Origin of the sequence: Streptosporangium canum (assembly GCF_900113865.1) — a bacterium.
GTDB classification, from domain to species: domain Bacteria; phylum Actinomycetota; class Actinomycetes; order Streptosporangiales; family Streptosporangiaceae; genus Streptosporangium; species Streptosporangium canum.
This window is the reverse complement of sequence record NZ_FOQY01000002.1, coordinates 252,250-266,933: the sequence shown is the minus strand read 5'-3', so window position 1 is coordinate 266,933 and position 14,684 is coordinate 252,250. Positions and strand designations below refer to the sequence as shown.

General features: G+C 70.9%; 16 protein-coding genes. 3 read left to right on the top strand and 13 right to left on the bottom strand.

Going from position 1 to position 14,684, the window contains the following annotated elements:
- Positions 1-437 precede the first annotated feature (437 nt).
- The 4 genes from BM085_RS03495 to BM085_RS03485 form a co-directional block, all read right to left on the bottom strand.
- Positions 438-1,301, bottom strand: coding sequence for an LLM class F420-dependent oxidoreductase (locus tag BM085_RS03495; protein ID WP_093885569.1), 864 nt, complete (start codon positions 1,299-1,301; stop codon positions 438-440).
- A gap of 275 nt (positions 1,302-1,576) precedes the next feature.
- Positions 1,577-1,930 carry a cytochrome P450 family protein gene (locus BM085_RS03490; protein ID WP_245789095.1) on the bottom strand — a complete coding sequence of 118 codons (354 nt, stop codon included), beginning with the start codon at positions 1,928-1,930 and terminating at the stop codon, positions 1,577-1,579.
- On the bottom strand, positions 1,927-2,187 hold the full coding sequence (locus tag BM085_RS45675; protein ID WP_245789094.1) for a hypothetical protein: 261 nt from the start codon (positions 2,185-2,187) through the stop codon (positions 1,927-1,929). The genes BM085_RS03490 and BM085_RS45675 overlap by 4 nt, the downstream gene beginning before the upstream one ends.
- Before the next feature lie 100 nt (positions 2,188-2,287).
- On the bottom strand, positions 2,288-3,748 hold the full coding sequence (locus BM085_RS03485; RefSeq protein WP_177244936.1) for an MFS transporter: 1,461 nt from the start codon (positions 3,746-3,748) through the stop codon (positions 2,288-2,290).
- A gap of 182 nt (positions 3,749-3,930) precedes the next feature.
- Here BM085_RS03485 and BM085_RS03480 point away from each other — a divergent pair, with 182 nt between their 5' ends.
- Positions 3,931-4,419 carry a MarR family winged helix-turn-helix transcriptional regulator gene (locus tag BM085_RS03480; protein WP_093885761.1) on the top strand — a complete coding sequence of 163 codons (489 nt, stop codon included), beginning with the start codon at positions 3,931-3,933 and terminating at the stop codon, positions 4,417-4,419.
- 18 nt (positions 4,420-4,437) lie between these two features.
- Here BM085_RS03480 and BM085_RS03475 read toward each other — a convergent pair whose 3' ends face one another.
- The 3 genes from BM085_RS03475 to BM085_RS03465 all read right to left on the bottom strand — a co-directional run bounded on the left by BM085_RS03475 (position 4,438) and on the right by BM085_RS03465 (position 7,826).
- Positions 4,438-5,874 carry an Ig-like domain-containing protein gene (locus BM085_RS03475; RefSeq protein WP_143120786.1) on the bottom strand — a complete coding sequence of 479 codons (1,437 nt, stop codon included), beginning with the start codon at positions 5,872-5,874 and terminating at the stop codon, positions 4,438-4,440.
- A gap of 255 nt (positions 5,875-6,129) precedes the next feature.
- Positions 6,130-6,762: a class I SAM-dependent methyltransferase gene (locus BM085_RS03470; protein ID WP_093885566.1), complete on the bottom strand. Its 633-nt coding sequence runs from the start codon at positions 6,760-6,762 to the stop codon at positions 6,130-6,132.
- Positions 6,763-6,791: 29 nt separating this feature from the next.
- On the bottom strand, positions 6,792-7,826 hold the full coding sequence (locus tag BM085_RS03465; RefSeq protein ID WP_177244935.1) for an NAD(P)/FAD-dependent oxidoreductase: 1,035 nt from the start codon (positions 7,824-7,826) through the stop codon (positions 6,792-6,794).
- A gap of 76 nt (positions 7,827-7,902) precedes the next feature.
- On the opposite strand from BM085_RS03465, the gene BM085_RS03460 reads away from it, so the two are divergent.
- Complete coding sequence (locus tag BM085_RS03460) at positions 7,903-8,553, top strand: helix-turn-helix domain-containing protein (protein ID WP_093885564.1); 651 nt, start codon at positions 7,903-7,905, stop codon at positions 8,551-8,553.
- A 126-nt stretch (positions 8,554-8,679) separates the two neighbouring features.
- Here BM085_RS03460 and BM085_RS03455 read toward each other — a convergent pair whose 3' ends face one another.
- The 4 genes from BM085_RS03455 to BM085_RS03440 all read right to left on the bottom strand — a co-directional run bounded on the left by BM085_RS03455 (position 8,680) and on the right by BM085_RS03440 (position 12,185).
- Entirely contained in the window at positions 8,680-9,330 is a 651-nt protein-coding gene (locus BM085_RS03455) for a response regulator (RefSeq protein WP_093885563.1), read from the bottom strand.
- Positions 9,327-10,484: a sensor histidine kinase gene (locus tag BM085_RS03450; protein ID WP_143120785.1), complete on the bottom strand. Its 1,158-nt coding sequence runs from the start codon at positions 10,482-10,484 to the stop codon at positions 9,327-9,329. The genes BM085_RS03455 and BM085_RS03450 overlap by 4 nt, the downstream gene beginning before the upstream one ends.
- Positions 10,481-11,302 (bottom strand): hypothetical protein, encoded by an 822-nt coding sequence (locus BM085_RS03445; RefSeq protein WP_143120784.1) that lies wholly within the window; start codon positions 11,300-11,302, stop codon positions 10,481-10,483. Before BM085_RS03445 ends, BM085_RS03450 begins: the two co-directional genes overlap by 4 nt.
- A gap of 184 nt (positions 11,303-11,486) precedes the next feature.
- The gene (locus BM085_RS03440; RefSeq protein ID WP_093885560.1) at positions 11,487-12,185 is read right to left on the bottom strand and encodes a hypothetical protein; all 699 of its coding nucleotides are present in this window, start codon (positions 12,183-12,185) and stop codon (positions 11,487-11,489) included.
- A 376-nt stretch (positions 12,186-12,561) separates the two neighbouring features.
- On the opposite strand from BM085_RS03440, the gene BM085_RS03435 reads away from it, so the two are divergent.
- Complete coding sequence (locus BM085_RS03435; RefSeq protein ID WP_245789093.1) at positions 12,562-13,137, top strand: hypothetical protein; 576 nt, start codon at positions 12,562-12,564, stop codon at positions 13,135-13,137.
- Positions 13,138-13,259: 122 nt separating this feature from the next.
- On the opposite strand, the gene BM085_RS03430 is transcribed toward BM085_RS03435, so the two are convergent.
- Both BM085_RS03430 and BM085_RS03425 read right to left on the bottom strand, forming a co-directional pair.
- A complete protein-coding gene (locus BM085_RS03430) occupies positions 13,260-14,249 on the bottom strand; it encodes a hypothetical protein (protein WP_093885558.1) in 990 nt (329 codons plus the stop codon).
- Positions 14,246-14,650, bottom strand: coding sequence for an RNA polymerase sigma factor (locus BM085_RS03425; RefSeq protein ID WP_093885760.1), 405 nt, complete (start codon positions 14,648-14,650; stop codon positions 14,246-14,248). Before BM085_RS03425 ends, BM085_RS03430 begins: the two co-directional genes overlap by 4 nt.
- Positions 14,651-14,684 lie beyond the last annotated feature (34 nt).

The window sequence follows — 14,684 nt, the reverse complement described above, 5'->3', positions numbered from 1 at the left end:
CGGTGGTGCGGATCCGCGGTGGGCTCACCGACCAGCTGGTGACGATGACGCCGGCCGAGGCCGATGGGCGTTCACCGGGCGGCTGCTGCTCACGACGGGCTACACCTTCATCACCGGATACCGGCTCTACATCCCGTCGGACTACATCGGCCTCGGGCTCGACGCCGCCATACCAATTTTCGCGTAGTCAGCAAATATGCATGTCGCGCAAATTTTTCGGGAAGTGCTCGGGCGGAACGGGAGCCCGGCAGTGGTCACCGCGGAAGCAGCGGGAACGCCGCCCAGAACCTCGGCGAAGGGTCCTTCCAGGGCGGCCCCGGAAGGACACCGGCCCTGCTCGTGGACCCGCAGGACGCCGGAGCCCGCCACGCGTGGACAGCTCGCTGTCAGCTCCGCCCCCGGCGGCACCTGTCACGATCAAAAATTGGAGCGCCCGCTCAGCGGCCGGCCGGGGTGATGGCGGAGATCTGCGTGGCGAGCGCGGCCAGGTGCGCGAGCGAGGAGTCGGCGGCGGCGTCGGGGACGGCGACGATGACGTGGTCGATGCCCAGGGCGGCCAGGTCGCCGCAGCGCTGGACGCTCTCCGCGACACTCTGGCCGTCGGGGATGCGCATGTGGAGGGTCTTCTCGATCTCCTCATAGGGCCGGCCCAGCCGTTCGCAGTGGGCGCGCAGCACGCCGAGCTTGTGCCGTACGTCGGCGCCGTGCAGGAAGTTGCAGGCGTCGGCGTACTCGGCGACGAGACGGAGGGTCTTGTTCTCCCCGCTGCCGCCGATCAGGATCGGCGGCCGTGCCTGCGGCGCGTTGAGCGTACGCTCCAGCCTGTAGTGCCGGCCCTCGTACGGCTTGTCCTCCTCGCTCCACATCTGCCGGGCGATCTGAAGCGTCTCCTCCAGCCGCTCGAACCGCTCGGCCAGGGAGGGGAATCGGAGGCCGAGGCCGCGGGCCTCCGGCTCGTACCAGCCGGCGCCGATGCCGAGGACGGCGCGGCCGCCGGAGAGCGCGTCCAGGGTGCTGACCTGCTTCACCAGCAGTCCGGGCTCGCGGTGGACGGCGCCGGTGACGAGGGCGCCCAGCGTGACCCGGCTGGTGAGTGCGGCCGCATAGGACAGCGCGCCGTACGCCTCCAGCATCGGATCCTCCACCGCGCCGAAGTTGGGGATCTGGAAGAAATGGTCCATCACCCACAGGCTGTGCAGCCCGGCTCCGTCGGCGCCGCGGGCGACGGCCGCGAACCGCCCGGCGATGGCGGAGTCGCCGCCGGGCCAGGTGAAGCGCGGGCAGGTCAGACCGAGTTTCATCGAGCACTCCTTGATCGGGTGGGCATACCGGCCGCAGGATGAGGTGTCACCGCGGGTGCGGGCATGAGAAAGCCCTCTCGCCCGGGTTGCTGCACCCGAGGCCGAGAGGGCACCGTAGGAGTAATCATCTCATGGACCGCACGCGACGTCCGGCTCCTCATCGCCCCACGGCAGATCCCCGGACGCCAGGGCCGGGACCAGCCGCCCTGACCACCCGGCGGAGCCCTGCTGGAGACCGTCACCGTTTTCCGGCACCGCGTCGGATGCCGGGGGCCTCAGCCCCGCAGCTTCACCGACAGAGTGGTCAACCGGCTCCCCTGTATGCCTCCGAGGTCGGTCTGCCGGAGTTCGGCGAACGGCACCGCGAGGCGCGCGTCGGGGAAGTCGGCCCGCAGGACCTCCACGACCGCGCTCAGCTCGAGTTGGGCGAGCTGAGCGCCGGTGCAGTAGTGCGGGCCGGCTCCGAAGGTGAGGTCCGGCCCGATCGACCGGCCGGGATCGGTGTTGATGCCCTGGATGTCGATGAGCACCGGCGAGCGAGCGGGGAGCCGCACCCCGGCGAGCTCGATGTCGGCGGAGGTGAACCGCCAGAGGCTGAAGGGTGCCGGCGAGTGCAGGCGCAGCGTCACCGGACGAACTCCTCGATCGTGGTCTCCGCCGCCGTGTCGCGGTCGACGTCGAAGACGCGCGCGAGCAGGAATCCCAGCGACGGGTCGGTGGTGAGCTGTCCGGCGTAGATCAGTGTGAAGATCAGGTAGTGCAGCTGCGCCTCGGCCCGGACGATGGGACCTGCGGCGCGCAGAGCGGCGCGGGCGGGGTGGGGTTCGCCGACCCCGCGGACGGTGACGGCGAACGGGTCGGCGGCGGCACGGGACGCGTCGGTCATCGGGTCTCCTTGGAAGCTGTCTGGATGGGGGTGGCGGGGACGGTGCCGGCCGTGTCCGGCCGCACGGCAGGCCGTGTCACGGCCTGCGGCGTGCTCACGGTCACTCGTGAGAGGCGTTCGCGCGCCTGGGGAGCAGGAGCATGAGCGCGGCCGCGGCGACGTAGCAGGCGACCTGCCAGGGCAGGATCGCGGTGAGGGCGTCGCCGTAGGCGATGAGGGCGTCGCCTCCATCGGTGAAGGAGCTTTCCAACCGGGCGAAGAACACGACGCCGAGGACGGCGACACCGAACGCGTTGCCGACCTGGCCGACGGTGGTGAGGACACCGCCCGCGGCACCGGCGTCTTTGCCGGGCACGCCGGCGAGAACGACGTTGATCAGGGACGGGGCGGTGAGTCCCAGCCCCAGACCGCCCATGAACAGCGGCGCGGCGAGTGCCCAGTAGGAGGGTTCGGCGCCGCCGCGGACGATGAGGAGCAGGGCGACCTGGGAGGCGGCCAGGACCAGCGCGCCCGACACGAGTAGAGCGCGGTGGGCGAACTGGACACCGATCCCGGAAGTGATGATCGAGCCGACGGCATAGGGCAGGATCACCAGACCGGTTTCGAGCGCGGTGCGTCCGGTGCCGAGCTGAAGGTAGAGCGACAGCAGAAGGAAGAAGGAGCCGAGTGCTCCGAAGAACAGCAGGGAGGCGGACAGGCCGCCGGCGAAGGCCCGTACCCGGAGGAGGGCGGGGTCGAGGATCGGCTGCCCGCCGCGTGCGGCCAGTCGCCGTTGCCTGATGAGGAACAGGGTCGTCACCGGAAGCGAGAGCGCCAGGATGAGGAAGCCCCACCAGGGCCAGCCCCAGTCGCGTCCTTGCATGAGGGGCAGGAGCAGGAGCACCACGGCGGCGGCGGCCAGGACCGCGCCCGTCAGGTCCAGCCGGGCGTCGCCCGGCACGCGGGACTCGGGCATGAACCGGGCTCCCACGATCAGCGCGATGATCGCGATCGGGACGTTGACCCAGAAGATCGCCCGCCAGTCCAGGCCGAAGAGGTCGGCTTCGACCAGGACTCCGCCGAGCAGCGGTCCGGCCACCGAGGCCAGGCCGAGCACGGCGCCGTAGGCGCCGAGCGCCTTCGCTCGTGCGCCGGGCTCGAACGAGGCGCGGATGATGCCGAACACCTGCGGGATCATCAGTCCGGTGGCCAGGCCCTGCGCGACCCGCATGCCGATCAGCACGCCGGAGTTGGGCGCCAGCCCGCAACCGGCCGAGGCCAGCATGAACGCGGCCAGGCCGAGGAGGAACACGCGGCGGCGCCCGAACTGGTCGCCGATGCGGCCACCGGTGATCAGGCCTGCTCCGGCGGAGAGTGTGTACCCGGCCATCATCCACTGCAGCGCCGCCTCACCGGCGCCCAGGTCCTCGGCGATCGCCGGAGCCGCCACGCTGACGATCGTGGCGTCGAGGAGCTCCATGAAGTCCGCGATGAGGATCGCGGCCAGGACGACGACCGCCGTGCGCCCGGACAGGAGGGCGGGGGTCGTCGCGCCGCCGTGGCGGCGGGGGGAGGTGGTCATGCCGCGCCGCGCTCCTCGGTCAGGGGGCTGGGCGGGGGCAGAAGTAGACATCTATCTTTCTCCATCGTGAAGTAACTTTATGGTGGAGCAACTTCACGAGGAAGGTAGATTGGCCAACGATAGGTTGTCAACATGTGCCGCCGGCGTGGATCACCGGCGTCGGAGGGAAGGCGGAGGCCCAGATGGAGGAATCGGTGCTCGACGGCGTCGCGGCGCAGCGCGAACGGCTGGCCGAAGGGCTCAGGGCCTACGGCGCGAGCTTCACCGAACTGGGCCGCCGCTTCGCGGCCCGGCTGGGGGTGCACTCCACCGACGCTTTCGCGCTGCTGGAGATCGCCTCCGCCGAGGCGAGCGGCGCCCCGCTCTCCCCCGCCCTGCTCAGCAGGCGCATTTCACTGTCCTCGGGGGCCATGACCGCGCTGCTGAACCGCCTCGAACAGGCCGGATACGTCACCCGCACCCGCGAGCACGCCGACCGGCGGATCGTCACCCTGCACAGCAGCGCGCAGGTCAGGGAATTCGCCGATGACTTCTTCGCCCCCGTCAACGAACGCCAGGACACCGTCCTGGCCCAGTACCCGCCTGAATTGCTTCACCAGCTCGAGACCGTCCTGGCCCAGCTGTGTTCCACCATGGACGCCCAGCTCGCACAAGGACACGGGGACACCTGACGGGCGACTGCCCGGGATTCAGCTCGTCTGCACCACGTTCTTGCCGGTGGCCGGGCAGGGCGGCGTCTGGAACACCACGCCGTCCAGGAAGTTGCCGGCCGTCGGGGTGCCCCCCGCGGCCGACACCGACTCGAAGGCGAATCGGGTGGTGGTCTGTCCCGGCGGGACGACGTACACCCCGGTGTAGTGGCGCCAGGCGGTGTTGTCGTCGGAGATGTCCGGTGAGGAGGCCCCGGTGGGAGTCTGAGCCACGGTCGCGCCCGGAGCGCCGACGAGCACCCGCATCACGTCGGTGCCCAGACGGCCCCGGTGATACAGCGACCAGGTCATCGGGGTCCCCGGAACGGTGGGCACGTCCTGGTAGAGCGTGGAGACCTGGTTGGCGTTGAGCTCGGCGAACTGCTGGCCGTCGGCTGCCGGGACCCCGGACGCCCCGCCCCGCCAGAACTCCAGCTTGTTGTCGGTGGCGGTGGTGTGCCAGCCGGCGCTCGGGTTGACGGAGGCGTCGGGGATGGACCAGTCGATCGAGGCCACGGGCGGTGCCTCGAAGCTGCCGTTGACCAGGTTGACCGGTTTCCAGGGGCAGGGGACGGTGACGGTGACTGTGGCGGTGCTGCTCCCGCAGGCGGTGGTGATGGTGTAGGTGAAGGTGTCGGTGCCGATGAAACCCGCGGCGGGGGTGTAGACCACGTTGCCACCGGAGATCGTCGCGGTGCCGTTGCCGGGCTGGGTGAGGCCGCTGATCGCCGGTGCGGTCGCGGTGTCGTTGGCCAGGACGGGCACGCTGACGGCGGTGCCCATCGCGGTGGTGGCGGTGTCGGCGGCGGCGTTGGTGGGGGCGATGGACTGCCCGGCCACGATCTGGATCGGCGGGGCGGGGGTGTTGTTTCCGAGCTGGCCCGGAGCGGCGATGACGCTGCTGATCCCGGTGGGCCGGATGGTCATGGCGGCCCCGATGGCGCCCTGCCTGACCTGGAAGGTGATGACCTTCGCGACCGGGTCGGTCTTGGAGCCCTGCGAGGTGATCGACAGGGTGGTGCCGCTGATGGTGCCGGTCCCCGACTGGCCGATGATGTCGGCGCCGGCCAGCAGCGACGACAGGTCCCACATGGTGGTGTAGCTCCTGACCAGCAGCGGCCACTGGTTCGTACGGTGGGTCAGAGTGAGGGTGAAGACGCTGCCCGGCGCGATCTGCCCACCCCACAGGGACGGGGAGGTGTTGACCGCGACCGACCCGCTGCCCAGCCGCATGCCGAGGACGTTCTTCCAGTAGTAGTCGACGGGGTAGGTCGTCTGCCCCGGCCGGACACAGGGCGCGGCGGCTCTCGTGGCGGCCTGCCGCACGCCGCCGGCGGCGTGTGCGCCGGTGTCGGCCGCCACCGGCGTGCCCGGTGTGGCCAGCGTCAGCAGGGTGCAGGCCAGCGCGGTGAGCGCGGAGCTGGATCGTTGTGACATCAACCTGAATTTCCATTCCGTCGTGAGGATGCCCTCGTAGATCAACTTCACAACGGACACTACTCTCCGTAATCGATCAATGACGCCAAGCGTGCACGCGATCTCCGTGTCGCACGCCGGCCATGCCGGCAACCGCCGCAAGTGCCGGAAACCCACCACCCGCCCCCGCGTCCCGCCGGAACGGACGGGTGATCCGGAAGTGGACTCGGCGGACGTGGCCCCGGCCTCCCGTCCGGCGCGCCGGACGGGAGGCATCTACGCCGCGCTCCTGCGGGCCCTGAGGACCGCGTCATGGAGGGTGATCTCGTGGCCGTGATGGTCGGTGGCCGTCCGAGTCCTGGCCTCGGCGACGGCGATGTCCCACCGGTCGGGGTCGAGGCCGGCCGCGAGCTCCTCGGCCGTGATGTGCGCCTTCGGTGCGGAGGCGTGCGCGGCGGCGGTCTGCGGATGTGACGGGTGGTGGTCGACGATGAGCAGCGTGCCGCCCGGCGCGACCGCTGCCGCCAGCCGGCGGAACAGCGCCTCGCGCGATGCCGCCGGGTGTACGTAGTGGGCGCAGACCAGGTCGAAGTGTTCCTCGGCGGGTGTCCAACCGGTCAGATCGGCCTGTGCCCAGTCGATCCGGCCGGCGACGTCGGCGCCGAGGGTTTCGGCGCGCTCACGCGCGCGGCGCAGCGCGGTGGCGGCGATGTCCACCGCCGTCACCCGCCAGCCGCGCGAGGCGAGCCAGACGGCATCGGCTCCCTCGCCGCAGCCCGCGTCCAGTGCCGTGCCGGGCGCGAGATCCCCGGCCTCCGCCACCAGCTGCGGGTTGGGCCGCCCGCTGTGGACCGCGCTGTGGCCGCGGTAACGCTCTTCCCAGTACTCCGCGCCGAATTCCTCGGACACAACGGTTCCCTTCCGTGGTTCACAGGGGTTCACAGGCCGTGGCGACGGTCGCCCGTCACCCGTTCACAGACACGTGCTTCGGACTCGGCGGAGAACGGGTCCCGCCAGGCGGCGACCGCCCGCCGGGTGTCCTCGTCGACCAGGTCGGCGTTGATCTGGGCTGCCACGGCAGCGGCAGCCGCGGCGACGTTGCCGACCTGGGCGACCAGATCGGTGACGTTGCCCGCGATCCACACCCCGGGCACATCGGTACGGCCGGTCGCGTCGGAGGGGATGTGCTCGCCGACGCCTCTCGGATGTTCGGCCGGCCGCAGTCCGAGCTCGGCCAGGAAGCCGGCGCGCGCCACCATCCGCGGCGCGACCACCAGCGCCTGACGGCTGACCAGCGCGCCGCTGCTCAGCCGTACTCCCACCAGGCGGTCCTCGACGATCTCCAGGGACGCCACCTCGCCGTCCACCACGCTGACTCCGCGGGCGGCCAGCCGCTCGGCCTCCTGGCCGGTCGGCGGAGCCATGGTGTGGGACAACAGCGTGACATCGGCGCTCCACTGCCGGAACAGCAATGCCTGGTGCACCGCCAGCGGCCCGCCGGCCAGCACGCCGATGGCCTGGTCACGGACTTCCCAGCCGTGGCAGTACGGGCAGTGCAGCACATCCCGGCCCCACCGGTCCCGCAGTCCCGGTATGTCCGGCAGCTCGTCGACCACCCCGGTGGCCACCAGCAGCCGGCGCGCACGGACCGTCCGGCCGTCGGCCAGCGTCACCGCGAACCCGGTGTCCTCCCTGTCGTCCTCACGAGCCACGGCGCCGACCTCGCCGGGCACCACGTGACCGCCATAGCCGCGGACCTCGGCGCGGCCGCGCTCCAGCAACTCGGCCGGCCGGATCCCGTCCCTGGCCAGCAGCCCGTGCACACCTTCGGCCGGGGCGTTGCGCGGAGCGCCCGCGTCGATCACCACCACCGACCGCCGCGCCCGGGCCAGCATCAGCGCCCCGCTCAACCCCGCGGCGCCACCGCCGACCACCACCACGTCATAGCCGTTCCTCAGCTGATCGGTCACCATGACCACCTCCACGACGAGGATGCGGGCCCATCGGCCATTGCCGCAAACTCTGTTGCCGACCTGGCAAACTGGCGGCATGGACAACGACCTCGACCAAGCGCTCGGCGCGGTCGGACCCCGGCTGCGCGCGCTGCGCCGGCAGCGCGAGACCACGCTGGCCGACCTGTCGGCGACGACCGGCATCTCGGTGAGTACCCTGTCGCGGCTGGAGTCCGGCACCCGCCGGCCGACCCTCGAACTCCTGCTCCCCCTGGCCAGAGCCCACGGCGTCACGCTCGACGAACTCGTCGACGCCCCGCCCACCGGCGACCCGCGCATCCACCTGCGTCCGGTCACCCACCACGGCATGACCATGCTGCCCCTGACCCGCCGGGCCGGCGGCATCCAGGCCTACAAGCTCGTGATCCCGGCCGGCAGCCGGCGGAAGGAACCCGATCCGCAGACCCACGAGGGCTACGAATGGATGTACGTACTCAACGGACGGTTACGGCTCGTCCTCGGTGAACACGATCTGGTGCTCTCACCCGGCGAGGCGGCCGAGTTCGACACCCGCGTACCGCACTGGTTCGGCGCCGCCGACACCGAACCGGTCGAGTTCCTCAGCCTGTTCGGCAAGCAGGGTGAGCGCGCGCACCTGCGCGCCCGTCCCACGACAAAACGCCCGCCCGGACAGCCCGGCCAGACGATCGGGGAACCCTCCGGCGACCGGTTCGATCACCTGGCGTAGTGGGTCGGCCAACCGCGCTCCGGCCCGCACGGGCTCACCCTTGCCATCGAGGCCGTCTCTCTGCGGCGAGACGACGGCTTCCGCCGCTACTGGCTCTCCGGGACCAGACCGCGATCCGTGCGGAGCTCATATGCGGGGGATCTGGCCATGTTCGTAGGCCCATATGACCGCCTGGACGCGGTCGCGGAGGTGGAGCTTGGCCAGGATGCGACCGACGTGGGTCTTGACCGTGCCCTCCGAGAGGAAGAGGCGCCCGGCGATCTCGGCGTTCGTCTCGCCCTGCGCGATGTGCTGGAGGACCTCCCGCTCGCGGTCCGTGAGGGGGATGGGCGGATCGGCCGGCAGCGGCAGGGTGGGGGCGACGTGGTCGAGCAGCCGCCGGGTGGTGGAGGGTGCGATGACCGCGTCACCCTCGTGCACGGTCCGGACGGCGGCCACGATCTCCTCGGCGGGCGCGTCCTTGAGCAGGAACCCCGAGGCGCCCGCACGGAGCGCGGCGAAGGCGTATTCGTCCAGGTCGAACGTGGTGAGCACGATGACCTTGGGCCCGGCCCCGGCCCCGGCCAGGAGCCTGCGGGTGGCCTCCACACCGTCGAGGAGAGGCATCCGCACGTCCATGAGCACCACGTCGGCGACGACCTTCCCGAGCCTGGCCAGGGCCTCGAGGCCGTCACGCGCCTCCCCCACGACAGTCATGTCGCCCTGAGCCTGGATGACCATGATCGTGCCGGTACGCACGAGGTCCTGATCGTCCACCACGAACACCCGGATCGTCACACTGCGCCCTTCTGGTATGGCAGGCGGGCCGTCACCACGAAGCCCCGCTCCCCTGCGGCTCCGGCGGAGAGCGTGCCACCGACTGCCGACAGTCTCTCGCGCATTCCAGCCAGCCCGTTGCCCGGCGCCGTGCCTGCGGTCGGCGTGGGAGCCCGGCCGTCGTCCGCCACGGTCACTTCCAGGTGCGCCGGCGTCCACGACAATCCGACCGACGAGCTCGCTCCGCCGCCCGCATGCTTGAGCGTGTTGGTCAACGCCTCCTGGACCACCCGGTAGAGCGCCAGCTCCGCCCCCGGCCCGATCGGCCGCGCCCTTCCGGAGGTGGTCATGGTCACCGCGAGTCCGGCCGCGCGAGTTCGATCCAGCAGCTCCGGGAGTTCGGCCAGCCCCGGTTGCGGCCGCAGATCGCCGGCCTCGGAGCCGAGGGCGGTGTCCGAGCGGAGCACGCCGACCAGGCCGCGCATCTCGGTGAGCGCTTGGCGTCCGGTCTCCTCCACCGTGGCCAGCACCTCGGTGGCGCGGTCGGGGATCAGTCGCCCGCCTCTGGCCTGGGCGACGATGACGGCCAGGGCGTGGGCCACCACATCGTGCATCTCGCGGGCGATCCTGGCCCGTTCCGCCAGGGTGGCCTGAGCGGCTGACACGCCGGCCTGTTCCTTCAGGAGGTCGACGTAGGCGAGCTGAGTCCTGCGGTACAGGCCAAGCCCCCAGGCCGCCACCACAATGGCCACCAGAAGACCCAGCAGCATCCACGGATCCGGTCCCAGATGGGCGGCCGTGACGCTGGAGTCCGTGGCGAACCTGGCCGCGGCCAGTCCCGCCCCCGCCAGTCCCACGACCACGGGTAGGTACGACCTGCCGTACGCGGTGCAGGAGTAGAGGGCGAGCGGGAAGAGCACGACGGTCGGCAAGACGATGAAGAGCCCGGTCACGACCGCCTGTACGGCCAGCGCCACGGCGATCACGAAGAATACTCGCGGGTCCCGGCGGAAGGCGAACGCCACGTGCGCCAGCAGGCATGCCGCCACCAGGATCGCCGCCCGCTCCCCCGGCACCGACAGCACCGCCACCACGACCGAGAGCGGGAACAGTGGTACCCCGATCACGAACGCGGCCACAGCGTCCGCCCGCGGCCCCGCCACCCACCGCGTCACCGCGCGAGCACCCTGACGGTCTGCCGCTGGTAGGCCAGGGTGGCCCCGGCCACCGCGAGCCCGAACAGCAGCCAGCTCCCGTACACGCAGGAGACCATGACGACCGCTGAGGCGTCGGCGAGCGGCACCGGCCCGTCGGTCACCCCCATGAGCTGCGAGAGGGTGCCGAACACGGACATGCTCCCCATGGTGCTCAACATAGCGGCTCCCGTCCAACCGCCGAACAGCACCAGCCTGCGCGGCAGCCGCCTCCCCCACGCCTGAACAAGGGCCAGCGATCCGACCGCCCCGATGGCCAGCATGATCAACTCGCCGTACGGAAATCCCTCGGAGTAGCCGGCGGGGCGCAGGAACGACCCGCCCAGCGACCAGTACAGCTTGACCGTCGGATAGATGAACCCGAGCGCGAAGGCCGTGTAACCGAGCCACGACCCGCTCGGCAGCCGGGTGCGCCGCAGCACCAGCGCCCCGACGAGCCCGGTGGCGGCGAGACTGAGTGCCCGTCCCGCCATCCCAGGCCCGTCCACCCGGGCGAACTCCCCCGCCGGTATCCCGGTCACCACGAAGAACGCGCGGAAGCAGTCGAGCACCAGCCCACCCGCCGACCAGAGCAACAGCACCGACGAGAGCCAGCCCGCGGCGACCGGCCGTTCGAAGACGGCGAAGCCCGCACCGGCCAAGGCGGCGGCGGCCGTCACCCAGTGCGGCGCGAACCCGGTGGTGTAGGACAGCGAGGGCAGTGCCGCTGTGGCCAATGCGGCGATGAATGTGAGCACGGACGCGGTCAACGCCGCGATTTGGAGTCTGGATGGTCGCATGCCTCCAACGATCGCGCCCGGGAACGGCCTGCCGCGTCTGCACGGAGTCCACCAAGGAGGTGACCTGCGAGGTATTGACAGACCCGGGTCACAGCTCCAGAACCTCGTATCAGCCGCAGAGCACACCGGATCGGTCCGGCGTGCTCTGCGCCTCCTTCCGGCCGCCTGCGGCCAGGCGGCGCCACTACCCCATGACGGGCCTTGCTCCTGCGCTCGGGATCGGCAGGTGCTCGCGGATGAGCAACCCGCTCGCGGCCAGCACCCACAGGCCCGTCAGCACGCCGGGCACGTACCCCACCAGCAGGCCGTCGGGGGCGAGCACGCCTCCCGTGATTCCCACCGCGAACGCGGCCAGCACGTTCAGCGCCGCGACGAGCAGGGCGAACCAGGCCATCCACACCGGGAACACATGCGTGCGCATGATGGCCACGGCCGAGGCCGCGAAGGGCACGGCGACCGCGATCCCCGAGATCGTGCCCATCACCGTCAAGGCGGTGTACGGCCCGGCGGCGATGGGCAGAAGCGCCCTGTGCGCGGTCATCGCGTAGGTCATTCCGGCGAACACCGACAGGCCGATGAACCCGATCACGGAGATGAGGATGTAGCCCGCCAGCACCAGCGCGGGCGCGTCGCCGCTCTCGTCGGCGCGGCGGAAGGCCGTGGCCAGCGCGACGCCGAACCACAGCAACAGCGCGGTCGCGATGGCGTAGAGCAACGCCCCCATCAGAACCTGGCCGCGATACTGCGACAGGTATCCGGCGATCGTCGTCGTGGATTCGGTGATCCTCGGAGCGTTCCCCATGATCAGCCGTCCGATGAAGGCGAGCACCAGCGCGCCGATACCCGCCATGCCACCCCATCGGAACTCGTGGTTCTCTTTCATGTAAACCACCCCCATGTTCAAGGATTCACCCGCCTCACCGGCGCCTCCAGGGCCGAAAGTCCTTATTACGGCCGTGGAACTCCCCCTGTACGGCCCCGGCTCCGCAGTGACCGGAAGGCCGCGCCGGGGATGAACGGTGACATGGAGTCACAGGTTTTCCCGGCGCGGCGGATGTTCGGGCGGAACCGGATTCCTGGGCACGGGAGCGTTCACCAGCCGACACCGCGCCTGCTCGACCGGCTGCCAAACAGCACCAGATCATGGCAAAGGAGCTGCCAGATACACGTTCCCCCCGTTTCCGGATGCTGCCTGCTGAGCACGATGTGAGCACATGCCTGGCCGCCGGCCGGGTCAGGGCGCGTTGAGGGAGATCGCCGTGTCGAAGAGCCGTTTCGGGGCCTTGGGAATGGGTGCCGCCGCCGCGATGGTGTCCACGGTGCTCGCCGCGCCCTCCGCAGCCGACACGTGCGCTCCGTCGACCACGTGTGCCACGACGGTGACCTTCACCGTGACCGCCGGCAACGGGCTGGAGATCAGCACGCCTGACGGTCCGGTCGACATCGGCAGCGGCGTGCCGGGCACGCAGATCAGCGGGCAGCTCGGCGCGGTCACGGTGTCCGACGAACGGGCCGCGCTCACCGCCACCTGGACGGCGACCGTCTCGGGCACGGCTTTCACCACGGGCGGTGGAACGGGTGCCGAGACCGTCCCGACCACGGCGATCTCCTACTGGTCGGGCCCGGCGACGGCCACCACCGGCGACGGCACCTTCGTCCCCGGTCAGCCCGATGCCGCCGACGCGGAGGTGCTGAACGAGCCGTACACCGCGTTCAGCAAGACGAGCGGGGCCGGCGACAACTCCGCCACCTGGGATCCCACCATCGTGATCGACGTCCCGGACCAGACGGTGGCCGGCACCTACACCGGCACGATAAGCCACTCCGTGGCCTGACCCGCGCCTCGCAGGGACCGGAGATCCTCAAAAAGCCTCCGGCCGCCTCCCCCTGTGACGACGTTCCAGACCCGGACGGCTCCCGCCCGCCGCGGGAGGCGGGAGGCGGATCGTGCGTGTGATCAGGAGGCGGGCGGTGGCGCGCTTCCGTCGTAGAACGGGTTCTTGGGCAGACGCTCGGGCGTGACGAGCAGCCGGATCACGCCGGCCCTCACCTGCCACGCGTTCCAGACGATCCAGCCGGGTCCGACCCGGTCCGCGGGCAGCGGGTCGAAGGACGACATGAAGCCCGTTCTCTCATCCATCCGAACGAGGCTGAACACCGCGGTCAGGTCACGCTTGCGCGCCTCAGCCAGGACGTCGTCCACGGGGCGGCCGGTTCGCAGCCGGACCCCGTCGAACATCTCGCCTGACGCCATGGCCGAGTCGAAATTCGCGTACTCCTCCCCCGGCTTCGCCTGGCGTCCCAGCCTGACATCCACATGCCCGGTGAAAGCGGCGGGGATCCGCATCACCATGACGCAATGGCCGTTCTGTACCGGCCGGCATCCTTTGGGCGCCGTCTCCATCGACAGGGCGACATCGTTGAACCGGGGGCCGGAGGGGTCTGGCCTGACTTCCGGGTCGGGGCGGGAGGAACCCCCGGCCGTGATGATCATTCCCATGATCTTCCCCGCTCCGCCCGGTGAGACGGGCACCAGGTGCAGATCGACGTTCAGGCCCACCGCGTGGAACGCCTCGGTGTACTTGGCGTGGTCGGCGAACGGATCCTTGATGCGGGCGACGTACTGGTCGCCTTCCCGGCGGATCTCCACCGCGGAGTTGGCGTAGGAGACCGCCACGCCACGTCCGTCCTCCAGCAGGCTCGGACCCACGACGACGCCTGCCGCGAGCACGGCCGCGGCGGTCAGGCCCAGCGCGAGACGGCGAGGGCCGCGCGGAGCGTACCGGCGGGTACGTCCCAGCCCTCCGGAGGCGGTACCGGACTCCTGGGTGGCGATCGAGGCCAGCAACGCCCGTGCCCCCGCACCGGACGCGCGGCTGTCCTGCTGTCCGGGCTCGACCCGGGCCAGCGGCCTCAGCAGTTCGTCGATCTCATCGACGTTCCTCACAGCGACCTCCCCGTCGCACCCATCCGGCTCTCCGATGCGGACCGGACACCGGCTTCGTCAAGCGCGCGCGAAAAACGTCTGCGGGCGCGATACAACCTGATGCGTACGGCGTTGCGTGACACACCCAGCGTCGTGGCGATCTCCTCGCGTCCCAGGCCCTCCCAGGCGACCAGCGAAAGAAGCTCACGGTCGTCGTCGGACAGGCTCCGGAACACCGCTGCGATCACGCTCAGCCCAACGCCGCTGTCCGGGGAATCCCCGTAAAGATCGGCCATCTCCGCGTCAAGCTCCACGCTGCGCAGCCGCTGCCGGACCGTGCTGCGGCGGTGGTCGGCCAGCACCTTGCGCGCCACGCCGTACAGCCAGAGTCTGGCCTCCTGCCCCGGCGGCAGCTCGCCCATCCGGCGCCAGGCGACGGTGAAGGTCTCCGCCACC